The sequence below is a fragment of the Blastococcus sp. OS1-29 genome, from assembly GCF_057628075.1.
In genome coordinates this window covers 176,967-194,385 of record NZ_JBXXJK010000004.1, presented here as the reverse complement: position 1 = coordinate 194,385, position 17,419 = coordinate 176,967, and the positions used below count along the sequence as shown (strand labels likewise).

The window sequence follows — 17,419 nt, the reverse complement described above, 5'->3', positions numbered from 1 at the left end:
CGGGAGCTGCCGACCGGAGGTGCCCCAGCGGGCCCGTGCTTCAGCCCGGACCGCTGGGATGGAGGAGGTCGTACCCCCGGGAGAGCTTCTTCGGCACGACCATGCGCCAGGCGTCGACGACGAGCTCCCGGGCCTCGGTCCGATCCAGGGCGGCGAGGTCTGCGTGGACCCAGTGAAAGCGCAGGTCGGACGCCGCCGGCAGCTGGAACTTGCGCGGCTCGCCCAGGACGAGCGCGTCCCGCTCCTCCTTGGGGTATGCGAACCCCATCGTGGTCTCGTCGAGGGAGAACGCCACGTAGACGATCTGCTTGACGCGGAACTTCAGCCTGCCGCGCACGTACACCTCGTACGAGCGCTCCAACTCGGCGCCCAGCGGCCGGACGTCCGCGATCACCGCCACGATCAGAACCGACTCCCCATCGGAGGAGTGTCGAGGGTCAGCCGGAGCAGGTGTCAAGCATCAGCCGAACCGGGCCCGGACGAACCGGAACTCGAACTCGCTGGTGGTGGGCCCCGTGGGGATCGAACCCACAACCCGCGGATTAAAAGTCCGCTGCTCTGCCAATTGAGCTAGAGGCCCGGTGGGTGCAGAAAATCCTCCAGACAACTCACCAGACAACGCGTGAGACATCCGGGGCTCTGCGGCCCGGTGCGAGGCTACCGCCCGCTTCCCGACACCCGGCCTCGCCGACAGGAGCGCCGCGAGCTACTCGCCGACCGCCAGCGAGGTGCCGGTGGCCCCGGCCGCGGAGCTGACCCTGGTCCGGGCGGACTACCCGCTGGACGAGGAGCTCGCCGCCCGCACGCTGGTCACCCGCGCCCGCCGCTGCTGAAGAGCCGGTCCAGCCGGTACGCCAGCAGGGCCAGGGCCTCCTCCGCGCTGCGCTGTCCCGCGACCACGCCGTCGGTGAGGCCGTTGGTCAACGCCAGCAGGGTGGCCGCCTCCATCACGGGGGACCGCTCGGCCGCGACATCGCCGGTTTCCTGCCCTCGGGCCACCACCCCCGCGAGGTACCCCTCGAGGGCCTCGGGGTAGTTCGTCGCGCCACCGAGCAGCGCCGGGTCGGTGAGGGCGACGGCGAAGTAGGCGGCCCAGGCCCGGCGGTCGTCCAGCGACGCGTCGTCGTCGGGGACGATGCTGCCGAGCACCACCTCCAGCACGGTGCGCGGCGGGAGTCCCTCCCCGAGTGCCGCCGCACGTTCCCGCACCCGCCGGTCGAGCCGCGCAGCCAGCTCCGCCAGGCCGGAGGCGAGCAGCCCTGCCTTGTCAGTGAAGTAGTACTGGACCAGCCGGAGCGAGACCCCGGCCTCCGCGGCGACCTCCCGCATGGTCACCGCCTGCAGACCGCGGGTGCCGGCGACCGTCAGGAGCGCCGCCGTGATGTGCCGGCGGCGCTCCTCGTGGTCGACGTGTCGGGGCATCAGTCCGCCGATGCCGCCACGGTCAGCACGGTCCCGGCGATGAGTGACAGGGGCACCAGGCACACGAGCACGTGGGACCAGGGCTCCTCGGGTGCTGATGCCCGGCCACCGGCGAGGGCGAGCCCACCGACGGCGAGCGACAGGACGACGATCTGCAGCAGCATGTTCCTCCTGGGTGGGTGCCGGCGGGTCAGGCGTCGGTCGTCGGGCAGAAGGCGAGCACGCGGTCGAGGACCAGATCAGGTGCCTCCACCGGCAGCGCGTGGCCCGTGCCCTCGACGATCTCGACCCGCCAGGACGGCGCTACTGCGGCGATCCGCGCGGCGACGGCGGTCGAGTCGTGCAGGGCACTGCGGGCGCCGAGCAGCAGCTGCACCGGCGTCCGGACGGCGGCGAGCTCCTCGTCGGACCACACCGGGGGGTTCGGCAGGCGGCGGCGGAAGCCTCGCGCGGCCAATCCGAGGCGCATCAGGTCGTCCTCGAGCAGCGTGCCGTTGACCAGCCGCCGGGCGGCGCGGTGGCGCAGCCGGGCAGGCAGCAGGACGGTGAGGCCGCCCAGGATGACCCAGCGGTAGAAGCGACCGGTCACGGACGACAGCCCGGCCGGGTCGACGAGCGTCACCGCCGCGACCCGACCAGGAGCACGGCGCGCGAGCTCCAGAGCGAGCCAGCCGCCGAAGGAGGAGCCGACCAGGTGGGCGCGCTCGGCGCCGAGCGCGGCCAGGACGTCCTCGAGCCATCGGGCGGCCGCCGCACCGTCGGTGATCGGCTGCGTCTGCACCGACCGGCCGGCCTCACCCAGGGGGTCGACCGCCACGACGGGCCGCTGCCGGGCCAGCGGAGCCACGTACCGGTACCAGCCCAGCGCGTTCCCGCCGGCGCCGCTGAGCAGCACCACAGGGTCCGGTCCACGACCGCCGGCGCGGTAGACCCGCACTCGACCGGCCCAGGTGTCGACGTCGTCGGCCTCCACGGGCAGCGGCCACAGGCGCGCCAGCGTGCGGTCGTAGGCCGACCAGAATCGCGTTCGTGCGGCCTCGCTGGTAAAGGTCGACAGCTGCTGGTCCTCGGTCACGGCTACGCCCCCCGCTCGTTGTGATACAGGTGTATCACAACGAGTGTCCTGGTGGCCACGGCGCGGTACCGGTCATACGCCGAGCTGCCTGGGTGGACCGCGGCGAGCCGTTCCAGGAGACGCAGCGGCGCATTCCCCGGCGACCATGCGGGCGTACCGAGAACACCCGACCGGGCCGTTCGGAGTCAGGACGAAAACGCAGGCAGAAGGGTTTCTGCATCCACCAGAGGCCCGGTGGGTGCACAAGGACGCTCCGGACCACGCAGGCGACGTCCGGATGCCTCGCGGCCCGGGCCGAGGCTACCGCCGGGCGCGTTCACACCTGCGGCGAGCGGGCCCTGCGCGGGGCCGCGTCCCGTTGTGCCTGGTCGGCGGGGCGGCTTAGGTGAGCCTGGAAGTCGCCCGTGCCGAAGACCACTGCCCGCGAAGGAGATCCGTGAACAAGTCCGAACTCGTCACCAGGCTGACCGATCGGCTCGGCGGCGACCGGGCGACCGCCACGGCCGCCGTCAACGGCGTCCTCGAGGAGATCTCGAGCAGCGTCGCCCGCGGCGAGCGCGTGACCCTGGTCGGGTTCGGCACCTTCGATCGCCGCGAGCGGGCGGCGAGGACCGGACGCAACCCGCGGACGGGAGTGGCGATCCAGGTCGCCGCATCGGTCGCACCGACGTTTCGTCCTGGCGCCGGGTTCCGGTCGCTGCTCACGCCGGATGGCGCCACCACGGCGGTCAGCGAAACAGCGACGGCCGTCGCACCGCCGGTTGTCGTATCCGGTCCCGCCGTCCGGGAGAAGCCCAAGAAGCCCGCGAAGGGCGGCAAGAAGGCGACGAAGAAGGCCACCGGCAAGAACGGGAAGAAGGCGAAGAAGAAGGCCGGCTGAGCTGGATCAGGCCCGGACCGTGCCGGAAGCCATCGGGCCTGCGTCTTCCTCGAGCACATCGGCGGCCGATCCGACGATCCGCGCATCGGGGACGCCGACCTTGGCCGGGTCCTTGTCCTCATAGTCCAGTTGCGACAGCACGTGCCGCATGGCGGCGAGGCGGGCCCGCTTCTTGTCGTTGCTCTTGATGACCGTCCACGGCGCGTGCGACGTGTCGGTGTGCAGGAACATCGCCTCCTTGGCCTCGGTGTAGTCCTCCCACTTGTCGAGAGAGGCGAGGTCGGTCGGCGACAGCTTCCACCGTCGCACCGGGTCGATCTGTCGCACGATGAAGCGCGTCCGCTGCTCGCCCCGGGACACCGAGAAGTACAGCTTGATCAGGTGGATGCCGCTGTTGACGATCATCTGCTCGAAGACCGGCGCCTGGCGGAGGAACTGCTGGTACTCCTCCTCGGTGCAGTACCCCATCACCCGTTCCACGCCGGCGCGGTTGTACCAGGACCGGTCGAACAGCACGATCTCCCCGCCCGAGGGGAGGTGCTGCACATATCGCTGGAAATACCACTGGGTGCGCTCGCGCTCCGTGGGCTTGTCGAGGGCGACGACGCGCGCTCCGCGGGGATTGAGATGCTCGGTGAATCGCTTGATCGTGCCGCCCTTGCCCGCGGCGTCCCGGCCCTCGAAGACCACGACCAGCTTCTGGCCGGTCTCCTTCACCCAGCCCTGCAGCTTGAGCAGCTCGATCTGCAGCCGCCGCTTGGCGATCTCGTACTCCCGGCGCTGCATGCGGTCGTCGTATGGGTAGCCCTCGCGCCACGTCTGGACCAGCTGCCCGTCGGGGCCGAAGAGTTCCCGGTCGTCGTCCCAGTCCTCGTCCGAGTTCTCGTCGGGCAGGTCGTTGAGCCGCCACTTGGTGAGGTCGATGACGTCGCCGTCACCTCCCAGGGAGGGCAGGAATCGGGGATGTGACACGACGGGCGCTCCCCCCGGGCGATGACGCACGGCGCCGCCATCTTCCTCCCGCGCGAGGGCCCCGCGGACGACACCCGGAACGGTGCAGGTGTGCGGTGAGTCACCGCCTCGGCGGCTCTTCCACCCGATCAGGGGATGCCGTGAGTAGTCACCGACTACGTACCGTCATCACCGTCCGGTCGGGTGGCGGACGACGTCGTCCTGCCCCCGGCCCACGGAAGTGTCCGCGGCGCCAGCGCCCGCGGTACCGACCCCGGCCCGGCTGACCCGTTCCCCCCGGGGCGGCCGGGCCGGCTTCTTCTCAGCGGTTGCGCGGCTCCACCCTTGCCTGCACCCGGCCCGCGGACATCCGCACCGTCAGCTTCTCCTGCGCGACGGCCGAGGGCCCGCGCCGCGGCTCACCCGAGTCGAGGTCGAACGCCGATCCGTGCCACGGGCAGACCAGGCACTCCGCCCCGCGGACCACCTCGACCGACCCATCGTCCAGCGGTCCCGACAGGTGCGAACACGTCGCCACGAAGACGTCGACCCGGCTTCCCCGGCGGACGACGGCCAGCGGGACGGCGACGCTGCTCCCCTTGCCGGTCCGCAGCGTCGGCCGCCCCTCGGGCAGGTCGTCCATCGGCCCGAGGTCGATCCAGTCGGACGTGAGCGCCCGCGCCGTGGTCGCCGAGTGGGACACCCCCGCCGACTGCGAGTAGGACATGTGGCCGCCGACCGCCGCAGACGTGCCGGCAATGCTCAGGCCCACGTAGGCCAACCCCCGTCCGAGCGCCCCGTGGCCCTTCCGGCGCGCCACCAGCGACCCCACGTAGAGGCCGAGCGCGGTGGTGTTGGCGGCGGCATGGACGATACCCAGGCGCCGGACCCCCGGCCCCGCCTCCGACCAGTCCGCGGCCCCGGCGAGCGCCGTCGGCACCGCGGCGGCGACGCCGGCACCGATGAGCGTGGTGGCGGCCGGCCGCAGCGGCGGGACCAGGTCCAGCAGGCCGGCGGACAGCCACGTCCCCACCGGCACCTGCGCCAGGACCGGGTGCACCGGATGCCCCAGCCACGTGCCGTGCAGCAGGTCCTTGACCGGCTGTGCCCTCAGCGCTCCCTGGACGACGCGACGGACCGGTTCGGCCACCTTGTCGATCGCGGAGGCGTCGGCCACCCGATCGAGGATCCCCATGAGGCTCATGCGCCCACCCCTACCCCCGTCACGCCCCCGCGACGCCCGGAGAAGGCACCGGACGTGATCAAGGACACGGGGGATTGTCCGATCCGTCGGGCATGTTCGTGCCGAAGACCTGTTTGCCGAGGTGAGGAGCCCTGAACCCGCTCACCCGAGGACCGAGAGGATGACCGTGACCTGCCCGTCGCTGCTGCAGCGCTACCGGCCCGCCGCCGAGTTCCTCGGCGACGTGTCGCGCGCGCGACACCTCCGGGCGGCGGTTCGCGGAATCGTCGCGCGGCTGCGACGGGACGACGCCGCCGCGCAGTTCGGCCGGTTCGTGATCGTCGGCGGCGCCGCCACCCTCGTGTACGGACTCGTCTTCCTCGCCCTCAGTGCTCTGGGCTACCTGCCGGCGCACCTCGCGGCGACCGTGGCGTCCACAGTCCTCGCCAACGAGATGCACCGCCGGCTGACCTTCCGGGCCGAGGACCGGGTGAGCTGGCTCAGCGCCCAGGTCGAGGCCGGCGGTGTCGCCGTCGTCGGATTGCTGGCCACCACCGCCGCCCTGGGCTGGGTGCACTCGGCGGCCGACGACGTCCCGGCCGGCCTCCAGATCGCACTGGTCACGGCGGTGACCGGAGCCATCGGCCTCATCCGGTTCATCGCGCTGCGCTGGATCTTCCGCCCGACGGGTCTGCCCGCCGCTCGATAGCCTGGCGCGGGTGAGCGCGTCGACCGAAGCCGGCACCACCGGCAGCGACCCGACCGCGGCCCCGCCCGCGGTGTGGCCGCACCGGGCGCACGTCGCCGGCCGCTGGGCGCTGCGCCTCGCGGTCGCCGTGGCCGGTGCCGTGATCGCCGTCCTGCTGCTGGGCCGGATATCGGCACCCATCGGCCCGTTCGACGCCTCCCTCGCCTTCCGGCCGGTGGGCGGCGGGGCCGCCGTCGCCGTCCCCCCGCTCGGCGCGCTGTCCGTCGACGTCTACGACGGGCCGTTGCGCCTCGACATCGGGCTGCAGCGGGTCGACCCGGAGCGCGCCCGCGCCCTCGCGAGCGACCCGGTCCGGCTCGCCGGCGTGGTGAACCAGGTGTCCGACGACCTGCGCAGCGCGGTCGTCCGCCTGGCACTGGTGACCACCGGAGTGGCGATCCTCGGTGCCGCGGCGGCCTCGCTCCTCACCTTTCGCCGGTGGCGGGAGACGGCCATCGCCGGCGGCCTCACCGCCGTGCTGCTCGTCGCCACGGCCGGACTCGGTGCCGCGACCTGGCGGCCCGAGGCACTGTCCCAGCCGAAGTACACCGGGCTGCTGGTGAACGCCAACAGCCTGATCGGCAATGCGCAGGACATCGTGGCGCGCTTCGACGCCTACCGCGCCTCCCTCGAGGATCTGGTCGCCAACGTCGGCACGCTCTACGCGACGATCTCCGCCCTACCCTCGCCCGGCGGCACCGACGACACGGTCGCCCTCCTGCACGTGTCCGACCTCCACCTCAACCCGGCCGGGTTCGACCTGATGCGGCAGGTGGTGGAGCAGTTCAAGGTCGACGGCGTCCTCGACACCGGCGACATCACCGACTGGGGCAGCGCACCGGAGAACCAGCTGATCGGATCGGTCGGCAGCCTCGGCGTCCCCTACGTGTACATCCGCGGGAACCACGACTCCGAGACCACGGCTGCCCTCATCGCCGCGCAGCCGAACGCGACCGTGCTCGACGACTCCGCGATGACGGTTGCCGGGATCGAGATCGTCGGCACCAAGGATCCGCGCTTCACCCCGGACAAGACCACAGGCGACGACACGGCCAGCGACTCGGTGCTCACCGCCTCCGGGCAGGCCCTGGACGCCGTCGTGAAGAAACTTCCGGAGGCACCGGCCATCGCGATGGTGCACGACCCGAAGCAGGCGGTCCCGCTCGACGGTGACGTGCCGCTCGTGCTGGCGGGGCACACCCACAAGCGCAAGGTCTCCGTGCTCGACGGCGGTACCCGGCTGATGGTCGAGGGCTCCACCGGCGGGGCCGGTCTGCGCGGGTTGCAGGGCGAGAAGCCCACGCCGCTCACCTGCACGGTTCTCTACCTCGACCCGACGACCGGGGCGCTGCGGGCCTACGACGAGATCACCCTCGGCGGCCTCGGGGTGACCGAGGTGACCATCCAGCGGACCGTCGTGCCCAAGGACGACGCCACGGTGGGCACCGGCTCCCCGGCGGACGGCGCGCCGTCGTCCCCGACCGGCTGACCCGGCCTCCCCGTTCCGGCGCCGTGCGCCCCCTACTCTCGCGCCCATGTCCTCTTCGCGTGCCCGTGCCGTCCGGACAGCCGTCGGGCTGCTCGCGGGGGCGTTCGTGCTGACCGGCTGCTCGCTCAGCTCGGACAACGTCTCCTGCTCCGGCACGAAGTGCACCGCCAGCCTGAGCAGCGAGGGAGCATCGGCCGAGATCCTCGGCCAGAAGCTCGAGTTCGCCGGCACGAAGGACGGGCGCGCCACCCTCGGCGTCGGGGACACGAGCGTGTCCTGCGCCGAGGGAGAGAGCGTCAGCGCGGGTCCCCTGTCGGTCACCTGCACCACGGTGGGAGACGGAACGCTGGAGATCACGGCGTCGCTCGGCTGACCCCGTCAGGCCCCCGGCCGGAGTGCGCCAGGACGGCATGTATTGTTTCTTCCGCCCCCGGCGAACTACGAGCCCCCATCGTCTAGTGGTCCAGGACGCCGCCCTTTCAAGGCGGTAGCACGGGTTCGAACCCCGTTGGGGGCACGCACGACAGCAATGCAGTTCCACAGCACGCGGTTCCACAGCAAGGCCCTGTAGCGCAGTTGGTTAGCGCGCCGCCCTGTCACGGCGGAGGTCGCGGGTTCGAGTCCCGTCAGGGTCGCCGCCCGGTGCTCGTCACCGGCCGGGGCAGGTAGCTCAGTCGGTACGAGCGCTCGCCTGAAAAGCGAGAGGTCGGCGGTTCGACCCCGCCCCTGCCCACAGCACGACATCGCCAGTGCGACATCGCACCCGCAGGCACCTCGCGACGAGCGGCCTGCACCCGGTCAGCCGTGAGCATCACCCGGACGCACGACGCTCGCCGTCCGCGGTCGCGGCGGAGTGAGGCTCGGTCAGGTGCGGACCCGGTCCGCGGCGACCTGCCGGTAGACGGCCGCGTGCACCTCCTGCACGGCGGCACGCTGCTCGGCGCGCCATGCGCGGTCGGCCGGGCGTGGCATCGGCCGGGCGAGGGCCGCGGCCACCGCACCGGTCAGCGAGAGCGGGTCGAGCCGGCCCCGCACATCGGTCGCGTACGGCACCACCTCCGACCACTGCTCGGCGAACCAGCCGCAGGTGGGTGCCACGACCCGCGTGCCCACGTCGCGGCAGGCCTCGAGGTCTCGTGAGTGCGTGCCGCAGGGCTCGGGCAGCACCGCGACGTGCAGCTCCTGCAGCTGCCCCGCCAGGTCATCAGCTGAGTGCACGACCAGCTCGAGCTCCCCGCGGGCCGCCATGCCGCGGACGGTCGAGCCGACCCAGCGCTCCTCCGCGGCCAGCACCCGCAGCCGACCGCCGCCGGACACCGCCCCGGAGAGCGTCGCCCGCACGAGCGCCCCGGCCTCGGGCATGCCCGGCGCGGGCGGCCCGAGCCGCAGCCCGACCAAGCCGCGTTCCGCGCCCCGTTCCGGGTCGGGCGCTGCGACGGAGGGATGGGCCACGACGATCGCCGTCCGCCCGAACCGGTCGGCGATCTCGTCCGCCGCGCCCGGGGTGAGCGTCAGCACCACCTCGGCGGTCGCGAGCACGGCCTCCAGATGCGCGTCGTGCCGGGCCTCGAGCGCGCTGGGAACAGCGCCGGCAGCCCGCGGCAGCCGGTGCACGGTCACCACCAGGGGCACCCCGAGCCGGCGCACCGTCTCCGCCCAGCATTCCCCCGCGAGCGCCGCCACCCCGGCGTCGCCGGTGTGCAGGTGCAGGACGTCGATGTCGTCGGCGTCGGCCTCCAGCCGCGACACGTCCAGCCACGGGGACGGCGTGGCCGGCTGCAGGTGGACGACGTCCGGCGGCAGGACGGCCGACACGTACGCGTCGTCGTGCGGGATGGTCGCCACCCGGATCGGGCCGCCCTCGGGCGGCCCGGGTGGCGGGGGTTCTGCGCTCACGCGGTGGTTCGGCTCCTCGGACGTCGGCGATGCGGCCGCGCGTTTCGAGCCGACCTGGTCCGTCCGTCCTACCCGGTGCCCCTGACGCTGAACCAGTGACACAACTCCAACGGGTGACCGAGCGCACCCACGAAGCGGTTGCACCGCAGCTCAGGGGGTTGGTGAGGCCTGTGGGACGACTGTGTACATGTGTCGGAACGGGTGTCCTCGACATTGCGCAGGAATCGGCGAAGTCTGTGCAACTGAGCGCGGATGTTCGGTCACATCTGCCCGTACCCGCCGGGTGACACGGACCGTTCCTCTCACTTACGTTCAGTGCATGCTCTCGGAGTTCCTGGTTCTCGGCGGAGTCCTCGTGGGGTTGTTCGTCCTGCTCGCCCTGATCGTGAGCCTGAGCGCCCGGCCGCAGGCCGGCCCCCGACGCGACGCCGTCGGCGATGCCCCGGCCCGGCCGGCACGCACCTGGGCCGCCGACGCCGGCCGGCCGCACCCGGACGCCTGGTCGCCGCTGTCGACCACCAGCACCAGCGAGATCCCGGCGATCCGCTGAGGCCCCGTCCCGGGGCCCGCCCTGAGCCTGCGAAGGGTGGGGAGGACGGGGTCCTTCTACTACTCGAAGTAGCGCCGGGGGTTCGTCACCAGCATCGTCTCGATCTGCTCCTCGCTGACCCCGTGCTCCCGGAGGTAGGGCAGCACCTCCTCGTGGATGTGCGTGTAGTGCCACTGCGTGAGCAGTGACATGACGAACGGGTCGACCCAGTCGATGTAGCAGGCGGCGTCCTGCGACAGCACCATGCTCCCTGCGTATCCCCGGCGGCACAGCTCCACCACCGTGTCGGCGCGGGCCTCGAACGTCGTGTCCAGGTTGATGCCGAAGCGGTCCATCCCGAGCACGAAGCCGGCATCGGCGAGCTCGGTCAGATGGTCGACGTCCGTGGTGTCCCCGCTGTGGCCCAGCACCACCCGACGGGGGTCCACCCCCTCCTCGCCGAACACGCGCTGGACCGCCAGCCCCTGGCGACTCCCGGGGTGGGTGTGCACGGTGATCGGCACGCCGGTGTGGTGGTGGGCCTTCGCAACGGCCCGCATGACCCGCTCCACGCCGCGCGTGAGGCCGGGCTTGTCGATCGCGCACTTCAGGAAGGCGGCGCGGACGCCGGTGCCGGCGATGCCCTCGGTGACGTCGCGGACGAACATGCCCACCATCGGGTCGGGCACGGAGGTGCCGAGGGCAGCGTCGAGCGCCGGCCCACGGTGGTGGAAGAAGAACGGCACGTCCTGGTAGGTGTAGCAGCCGGTCGCCACCACGATGTTGAGGTCGACCTGCTCGGCCACGCGCTGGATGCGCGGGATGTAGCGGCCGAGCCCGATCACGGTCGGGTCGACGATCGTGGTGACCCCCGTGGCCGCCAGGGCGGTGAGCTTCGCGACGGCATCGGCCACGCGGTCGTCCTCGCTGCCCCACTCCTCGGGATGGTTCTGCTGCACGTCGGGCGTCAGCACGAACACGTGCTCGTGCATGAGCACCTGGCCGAGCTCGGCGGTGTCGACCGGGCCGGTCACCGTCTGGACCTGCGGCACTGTTCCTCCTGCGTGTGGAGTCCGGGGCGCGCAGTGACCGCGCTCACATGGGGCAGCCGATGATGCACTGCGGGTCAGGGGCTCCCGGCGGCGGTCCCCGCGCGAGCGTTCGTCTTCCGGGGCGGGCCGCCGGGGGTCATCCTCGAACTGCGCCGACCGTGCCGACAGGAGACGAAGGCGCGCAGGTCCGTGCCCGCGACCACCCGCGTCCGGGGGCGGAGGGGGAGCGAGGTGGCCGGTGAATCAACGCGCCCACCCGCGGCTGCGTGCGTTCGCCTCGCTGTTCCTGGTCGCCGTCCCTCTGGCCGGCGCCCTGACCGCCGGGATGCTCGTTCCCTGGGTGGTCGGGCCGGGCCTGATGGCGCGCTCCTCGGCCGACCTGCTGGCGCCGCTCCCGGGGGTGCTCAGTGACGAGACGCCCGCGGGCAACTCCGCCGTCCTGGCCGTCGACGGCTCGCTGATCACCTGGTTCTACCGCCACAACCGCACGCCGGTCGCGGCCGACCAGATCTCCCCGGTCATGGAGCAGGCGATCGTCGACATCGAGGACTCCCGCTTCTACGAGCACCACGGTCTCGACGTCGAGGGCACCGTCCGGGCGCTGGCCCGCAACCTGGTCGCCGGCGAGGTGATGGAGGGCGGGTCGACCATCACCCAGCAGTTGGTGAAGCAGACCCTGCTGCAGGCGGCCACGACCGATCAGGAGCGCCGGGCCGCCACCGAGTCCAGCGTGGGCCGCAAACTGCACGAGGCCCGGCTGGCGCTGGCCCTGGAGCAGCGGTACTCGAAGTCGGAGATCCTCACCCGGTACCTCAACCTGGTGTACTTCGGCGAGGGTGCCTACGGGGTCCAGGCGGCCGCTCAGCGCTACTTCAGCGTCAACGCCGCCGACCTCACGCTGCCCCAGGCCGCGACGCTCGCCGGTCTCGTGCAGACCCCCTCGCTCGACGATCCGCTCGCCGATCCCGAGCGGGCGCGGGTCCGGCGCAACCAGGTGCTCCAGCGGATGGTGCACCTGCATCACGCCTCCGCGGGGGACGTCGCCGCGCTGCTGCCCGCACCGGTGGCCGTGGCGCCGTCGGCCCCCCCGCCGAACGGCTGCGTGAACGCGGTGCGCGCCGGGTTCTTCTGCGACTACGTCCAACGTCACCTGACCCAGGACCTCGGCATCTCGCAGGCACAGCTGGAGACCGGCGGACTGACCGTCAAGACCACCCTGCGGCCGGACCTGCAGGACTCCGCCGACCAGGCGGTGCTCGACCACCTGGCCATGGGTGACCCGCTCGCGGGCATGTTCACCGCCGTCGAACCGGGCACCGGACACGTCCTCGCGATGAGCGTCAACCGCCGGTTCGGCTTCGACGTCAACGACCCGGCCCAGGAGTCGGTCGCGCTCAACGTCGTGGCCAGCCAGGGGGCCGGCTCGACCTACAAGGTCTTCGTCGCCGCCAGCGCGCTGGAGCAGGGCGTGCCCCCGTGGAACACGATCACGACCAGCGATCCCTACGTCTCGCACGTCTACAAGAAGCTCGGCGGCACCGTCGGCGCGCCCTACGTCGTCCAGAACGTCGGCCATTACCCGCCGACGCTGACCATGGTCGAGGCGCTGGTCCGCTCGTCGAACACCTACTTCGTGGCCCTGGAGGACCAGCTGGGCAGCGTCGAGGGCCCGGTGCGCATGGCGCAGCGCATGGGCCTGTTCTCCATCGACCCGGTGGCCGACCAGGTGATCGCCGATCGCCGCGGCTCGTTCACCCTCGGGGCGGAGGCGACCAGCCCCCTCGCCCTGGCCAGCGCCTACTCGACCCTCGCCGCGAACGGCACGCAGTGCGACCCGACCCCGGTCACCGCCGTCCTCGACCGCTACGGGGCGCCCCTCACCGGCGCGGACGGGGCGCCGCTGAACACCGGCGACTCGTGCAAGCCCGACGCGGTGCCCGCCGCCGTCGCCACCACGCTGAACCAGATCCTGATCGGCGACGTGGGGTCGTCCATCGGCACCGGCACGGCCGCCGCGATCCCGGGGCACACCATCGCGGGCAAGACGGGCACCAGCCAGGATCGGTTCTCCGTCGCCTTCGTCGGCTACACCCCGCAGTTCGCCGCGAGCGTCATGGTGCTCAATCCCAAGCACAACCAGGACGTCGGCGCGTACGGCGGCCGTGGCGCCGCACCGATCTGGCACGACGCGATGGCGCCGATCCTGGCCGGGCAGCCCGACGTCCCGTTCCCGCCCGCGGGCATCCCGCTGGAGAACCCGCGGCCGACCCCTCCTCCGCGCCCGGCGCCCGAGAGCGCCCCGCTCGACCTGCCGCAGACCGACCAGCCGTCCGACCAGCCGGCCCAGCAGCCGGCCCAGCAGCAGGCCGAACCGCCCTCGAGTCCCCAGGACCAGCCGCAGAACCGCCCCCGCGGCCCGCGTCACCGGCCACGGAACGGCACGTGACCGCGACCGGTGTCAGGTCATGAGCTCGGCGGCGCGCTCCCCGAGCATCACGGCGGTGGTTGCCGGGCCGCGCGAGGGCACCCGGGGCAGCACGGAGGTGTCGACCACGCGCAGGCCGCTCACCCCTCGGACGCGCAGCTCCTGGTCCACGACGGCCCCGGAGTCGGACTCCGGTCCCATCCGGGCGGTGCCGGACAGGTGGATGGCGGTGGTCAGGTGCGCCCGTATCCAGCCGTCCAGCTCGCGGTCGTCACCCAGGACGTCGTCCGGCAGGCCGGTGCGCTCTCCGACGAGTGGGGCGAGGGACGCCGACCGCAGCAGCGCGGCCGCCAACCGGACGCCGTCGCGCAGCCGGCGCCGATCGGAGGCCTCGGCCAGATAGCCGTAGGCCAGCCGAGGCTGACGCTCGGGGTCGCCGTCGTCCAGGCTGAGCCGGCCGCGGCTGTCCGGGCGCTGCAGGCCGACCCCGATCATCAGCTCGGCCGTGTGTGCACCGTCCGGTCCGCCGGTGATGCGGTCGAACGGCGTGAGCCAGGGCAGGATCTCCAAGTCGCCGGGCAGCTCCGATCCGCAGGCCGTCGCGTGCAGGACGCCGTGCAGCGGGAGATCCGGCACGGGCAGCGCGCGGGCGGGCAGATAGCCGACGTAGACGTTCGGGTGGTCGCTGAGCCGGGCGCCCACGCCGGGCACGTCGACGGTGACGGGGATGCCGGCCCGGCGCAGGTCCGCGGCCGGACCGATGCCGGACAGCAGCAGCAGGTGGGGCGATTCCACGGCGCCGGCACACAGCACCACCTCGGCGGCCCGGACCACGCCGTCTGCGGTCGCGACGCCCACCGCCCGACCGTGCTCGACGACCACCCGCCGGACGGTGACGCCGCCCCGGACCGTGAGCGTCGCCAGGTCGCGGCGGGGCGACAGATAGGCCATCGCGGTGTTCACCCGCACGCCGTCGACCACGTTCATCGGCACCGGGCCGTAGCCCGGAGTCGTGCCGCCGGAGTTCTTGTCGGGCTCGTCCGGGTGTCCCAGCTCGGCGGCAGCGGCGGCGAACGCGTCGGCGAGCGGATGGCCCTCCTGCACCCGGGTGACCGGCACGGGCCCGTGGGAGCCGTGCTCCGGGCGGTCCCCGAACTCCCGGTCGGCCTCCAGACGGCGGAAGGCCGGCAGGACGACGTCGGCGGACCACAGGTCGTTGCCGTCCGCCGCCCAGCCGTCGAGATCGGCGCGGGTGGCCCGGATGAACGATCCCGCGTTGAGCGTGCTCGAGCCGCCGACCACCCGGCCCCGCGGGACCGGCACGGTGCGCCCGTCGGTCAGCTCGCCGGTCAGGTCCCAGTTCGCCGGGTGCCCGGGCACCGCGGCCCGCATCCTCGCGGCATCCCGCAGCTCCGGCGGGAAGTCGGACGGTCGCCGATGGTCGCCCCCCGCCTCCAGGAGCAGCACGCGGCGTCCGGCGTCGGCCAGCCGCGCGGCCAGGGCGCAGCCCGCCGTCCCGGCCCCGACGACCACGACGTCCCAGTCAGCCACCGTCGAGACCGAGCACCTCGGGCAGGTCGAGCCGGCGCACCTTGCCGGTGGACGTGCGGGGCAGCTCGTCGAGCCGGTGCAGGCTCTTCGGCCGCTTCGCCGCGGCCAGCCGCTCCCCGGCCCAGCGGCCCAGGTCGTCCGGCGCCGCGCTGCCGACGTAGGCGGCCACCACCCGCTGGCCCCACTCCTCGTCCGGGATCCCGAACACCGCGCTCTCGACCACGTCGGGGTGTGCGTCCAGCACGGCTTCGACCTCGGCCGGATAGACGTTCACGCCGCCGGAGATGACGAGGTCCGCGCGCCGCCCGTCGAGCCACACGACGCCCTCGTCGTCGACCCGGCCCAGGTCGCCGACCGTCACCCGGTCCCCGCGCCAGGCGGCCGCCGTCTTCTCCGGCGCCCGCCAGTACTCGAACCGGGCCCACCGGGGCACCGCGCACCAGAGCTGCCCGCGTTCGTCGGTGTCCAGCCGCCGCCCCGGCCGGGCCCGGCCGACGCTGCCGGGGTGCGCGAGCCAGTCGTCGGGCGAGCAGACGGTGAACTGGGCCTCGGTGGAGCCGTAGAACTCCCAGACGCTGCCGCTCGGCAGGGCCTCGAGCACGGCCCGCTTGAGCGGCTCGGGACACGGTGCGCCTGCGTGGACGAGCCGCCGGAACGAGGACCAGTCGGGGCCCTGGGCCAGCAGGCGCTGGAGGTGGGTGGGCACGCAGAACGTCGTCGTCGGCCGCTGGTCGGTGATCACCGCCGCGGCACGGGCCGCGTCGAAGGGGCCGGGCAGCAGCACCTCGCCGCCGGCCAGCAGGGTGTGGATCGCGAATCGCAGCGGAGCGCTGTGGTGCAGCGGGGAGAGCACGAGATGACGGTCGCCCGGCCCGAAGTCCCAGAGCTCGATCTCCTCGGCGGCCAGCCGCCGGGCGTCGTCCTCGGGCAGGAGCCCGGACCACACGCCCTTCCGCCGGCCGGTCGTCCCCGACGTGTAGTGCATCGGCCGCGCCAGCGGCACGTCGGCGAGTTCCGCCTCGTCGTCGCCGAGCAGCCGGCCGGGATCCCCGGCCAGGTCGAGAGCTGGGTCGGCGTCCTCGGCGAGGGCCGCCCGCTCGCCCGCCGGCATACCCGGGTCCAGGACGACGGGGACGATTCCGGTGCGCAGCGCGCCGAGGACGACGGCGATCAGCTCGGGCGACGCGGCCGCGGAGACCAGCAGCCGGTCGCCCGCCAAGAGACCGGCCGCCGCCAGTCCGGCGGCCGCGCGACGCTGGTCGCGCTCGCTGTCCGCGCTGGTGACCGCCGGGACGCTCACGCCAGGCGCACCCGGTCGACGTCGGACTCGTCGGTGCCCCACCACACGACGCGCTCCTCCCGGACGAGCTTGTCCAGGGTGGCGCGGGTCGACTGGGCGGCCGCCGGCCACACCTCCCGCGGCACCTCGGCGTACACGGACGCCACGAGCTCGTCGACCGTCGCCGTTCCCTGCGCGAGGAGATCGAGCAGCTGGCGCTCCCGGTACGCCCGGTGGGCGAGGTAGAAGTCGAGGACGGCGCCCGGGTCCTCGGTCAGCTCGGGGCCGTGGCCGCAGTAGAGCGCGCTGGGACCCAGGTCGTGCACCCTGCGCAGCGACTCCAGGTAGGCGAGGACGTCGCCCTCCGGATGCGTCACCACCGAGGTCCCGCGGCCCAGCACGTGGTCACCCACGAGCACGGCTCCCGACTCCAGCCGGAACGCGAGGTGGTCGTGCGTGTGGCCCGGGGTGGGGACGACGCCGATCGTGGTGCCGGCGAGCGCCAGCCGCTCCCCCGGTTCCAGCACCCGCCCGCGCGGCCCGGCGACGGCAGCGCTGGCGGCGGCGACCGGGACGCCGAAGTGGACGCCCCACGGCAGTGCCGCCTCGGCATGGTCGATGTGGTGGTGGGTGACGAGCACGGCCACGCACTCCGCGTCGCGCGCGGCCAGGACCGCCAGCACGGCGGCCAGGTGCGTGGCGTCGTCCGGACCGGGGTCGACCAGGACCGCCTGGCCGCTGCCCGGGTCGCCGACGACATAGGTGTTGGTGCCGTCCAGGCTCATGCTGCCCGGGTTCGGCGCGAGCACGCGCGTGACCAGGGGCTCGAGGTGCACCGTCGGTGCCATCCGCCCCGGAGGGGGCAGCTGCCAGCCGGCGCGCGGGTCGACGGGCGCGGTCACGTCCGGCACCGTAGCCCGACCGGTTCTGCGCTGCGCG

General features: G+C 73.2%; 17 protein-coding genes and 4 tRNA genes. 9 read left to right on the top strand and 12 right to left on the bottom strand.

Annotation, left to right across the window (positions count from 1 at the left end; genetic code table 11):
* Positions 1–40: 40 nt before the first annotated feature.
* The 5 genes from AC2H4J_RS11965 to AC2H4J_RS11945 all read right to left on the bottom strand — a co-directional run bounded on the left by AC2H4J_RS11965 (position 41) and on the right by AC2H4J_RS11945 (position 2,497).
* Positions 41–400 carry an MmcQ/YjbR family DNA-binding protein gene (locus AC2H4J_RS11965; RefSeq protein WP_487465097.1) on the bottom strand — a complete coding sequence of 120 codons (360 nt, stop codon included), beginning with the start codon at positions 398–400 and terminating at the stop codon, positions 41–43.
* A gap of 104 nt (positions 401–504) precedes the next feature.
* Positions 505–580 (bottom strand) — tRNA-Lys (locus tag AC2H4J_RS11960).
* A 230-nt stretch (positions 581–810) separates the two neighbouring features.
* Positions 811–1,422, bottom strand: coding sequence for a TetR/AcrR family transcriptional regulator (locus AC2H4J_RS11955; protein ID WP_487465096.1), 612 nt, complete (start codon positions 1,420–1,422; stop codon positions 811–813).
* A complete protein-coding gene (locus AC2H4J_RS11950) occupies positions 1,422–1,586 on the bottom strand; it encodes a hypothetical protein (protein WP_487465095.1) in 165 nt (54 codons plus the stop codon). The genes AC2H4J_RS11955 and AC2H4J_RS11950 overlap by 1 nt, the downstream gene beginning before the upstream one ends.
* Before the next feature lie 26 nt (positions 1,587–1,612).
* On the bottom strand, positions 1,613–2,497 hold the full coding sequence (locus AC2H4J_RS11945) for an alpha/beta fold hydrolase (protein WP_487465094.1): 885 nt from the start codon (positions 2,495–2,497) through the stop codon (positions 1,613–1,615).
* 436 nt (positions 2,498–2,933) lie between these two features.
* Between AC2H4J_RS11945 and AC2H4J_RS11940 the strand changes: the two genes are divergently transcribed.
* Complete coding sequence (locus tag AC2H4J_RS11940; RefSeq protein WP_487465093.1) at positions 2,934–3,377, top strand: HU family DNA-binding protein; 444 nt, start codon at positions 2,934–2,936, stop codon at positions 3,375–3,377.
* Between the two features lie 6 nt (positions 3,378–3,383).
* Here AC2H4J_RS11940 and ppk2 read toward each other — a convergent pair whose 3' ends face one another.
* Together ppk2 and AC2H4J_RS11930 are read right to left on the bottom strand one after the other, a co-directional pair.
* Positions 3,384–4,349 (bottom strand): polyphosphate kinase 2, encoded by a 966-nt coding sequence (gene ppk2, locus AC2H4J_RS11935; RefSeq protein ID WP_487465092.1) that lies wholly within the window; start codon positions 4,347–4,349, stop codon positions 3,384–3,386.
* A 301-nt stretch (positions 4,350–4,650) separates the two neighbouring features.
* Positions 4,651–5,532 (bottom strand): Rieske (2Fe-2S) protein, encoded by an 882-nt coding sequence (locus AC2H4J_RS11930; RefSeq protein ID WP_487465091.1) that lies wholly within the window; start codon positions 5,530–5,532, stop codon positions 4,651–4,653.
* Between the two features lie 160 nt (positions 5,533–5,692).
* On the opposite strand from AC2H4J_RS11930, the gene AC2H4J_RS11925 reads away from it, so the two are divergent.
* The 6 genes from AC2H4J_RS11925 to AC2H4J_RS11900 all read left to right on the top strand — a co-directional run bounded on the left by AC2H4J_RS11925 (position 5,693) and on the right by AC2H4J_RS11900 (position 8,481).
* On the top strand, positions 5,693–6,220 hold the full coding sequence (locus AC2H4J_RS11925; RefSeq protein WP_487465090.1) for a GtrA family protein: 528 nt from the start codon (positions 5,693–5,695) through the stop codon (positions 6,218–6,220).
* Between the two features lie 10 nt (positions 6,221–6,230).
* Complete coding sequence (locus AC2H4J_RS11920; RefSeq protein WP_487465089.1) at positions 6,231–7,748, top strand: metallophosphoesterase family protein; 1,518 nt, start codon at positions 6,231–6,233, stop codon at positions 7,746–7,748.
* A 46-nt stretch (positions 7,749–7,794) separates the two neighbouring features.
* Entirely contained in the window at positions 7,795–8,121 is a 327-nt protein-coding gene (locus AC2H4J_RS11915) for a hypothetical protein (RefSeq protein ID WP_487465088.1), read from the top strand.
* Between the two features lie 71 nt (positions 8,122–8,192).
* Positions 8,193–8,265: transfer RNA gene (locus AC2H4J_RS11910), tRNA-Glu, on the top strand.
* A 44-nt stretch (positions 8,266–8,309) separates the two neighbouring features.
* A tRNA-Asp gene (locus AC2H4J_RS11905) sits at positions 8,310–8,383 on the top strand.
* Positions 8,384–8,407: 24 nt separating this feature from the next.
* A tRNA-Phe gene (locus AC2H4J_RS11900) sits at positions 8,408–8,481 on the top strand.
* A gap of 131 nt (positions 8,482–8,612) precedes the next feature.
* On the opposite strand, the gene AC2H4J_RS11895 is transcribed toward AC2H4J_RS11900, so the two are convergent.
* Positions 8,613–9,644, bottom strand: a complete 1,032-nt coding sequence (locus tag AC2H4J_RS11895) for a glycosyltransferase (RefSeq protein ID WP_487465087.1) — start codon at positions 9,642–9,644, stop codon at positions 8,613–8,615.
* Between the two features lie 319 nt (positions 9,645–9,963).
* Here AC2H4J_RS11895 and AC2H4J_RS11890 point away from each other — a divergent pair, with 319 nt between their 5' ends.
* Positions 9,964–10,194, top strand: a complete 231-nt coding sequence (locus AC2H4J_RS11890) for a hypothetical protein (RefSeq protein ID WP_487465086.1) — start codon at positions 9,964–9,966, stop codon at positions 10,192–10,194.
* Between the two features lie 59 nt (positions 10,195–10,253).
* Here the strand turns inward: AC2H4J_RS11890 and AC2H4J_RS11885 are convergent, their stop codons facing one another.
* A complete protein-coding gene (locus AC2H4J_RS11885) occupies positions 10,254–11,225 on the bottom strand; it encodes a phosphotriesterase family protein (protein ID WP_487465085.1) in 972 nt (323 codons plus the stop codon).
* Positions 11,226–11,463: 238 nt separating this feature from the next.
* On the opposite strand from AC2H4J_RS11885, the gene AC2H4J_RS11880 reads away from it, so the two are divergent.
* Positions 11,464–13,671 carry a transglycosylase domain-containing protein gene (locus AC2H4J_RS11880; protein ID WP_487465084.1) on the top strand — a complete coding sequence of 736 codons (2,208 nt, stop codon included), beginning with the start codon at positions 11,464–11,466 and terminating at the stop codon, positions 13,669–13,671.
* 12 nt (positions 13,672–13,683) lie between these two features.
* Here the strand turns inward: AC2H4J_RS11880 and mftG are convergent, their stop codons facing one another.
* From mftG to AC2H4J_RS11865, 3 genes are read right to left on the bottom strand one after another with little or no spacing between them, the layout of a single operon-like run.
* Positions 13,684–15,201: a mycofactocin dehydrogenase MftG gene (gene mftG / locus AC2H4J_RS11875; protein ID WP_487465083.1), complete on the bottom strand. Its 1,518-nt coding sequence runs from the start codon at positions 15,199–15,201 to the stop codon at positions 13,684–13,686.
* On the bottom strand, positions 15,194–16,501 hold the full coding sequence (locus AC2H4J_RS11870; RefSeq protein WP_487465082.1) for a class I adenylate-forming enzyme family protein: 1,308 nt from the start codon (positions 16,499–16,501) through the stop codon (positions 15,194–15,196). Before AC2H4J_RS11870 ends, mftG begins: the two co-directional genes overlap by 8 nt.
* Positions 16,498–17,382: an MBL fold metallo-hydrolase gene (locus tag AC2H4J_RS11865; protein ID WP_487465081.1), complete on the bottom strand. Its 885-nt coding sequence runs from the start codon at positions 17,380–17,382 to the stop codon at positions 16,498–16,500. The genes AC2H4J_RS11870 and AC2H4J_RS11865 overlap by 4 nt, the downstream gene beginning before the upstream one ends.
* Positions 17,383–17,419 lie beyond the last annotated feature (37 nt).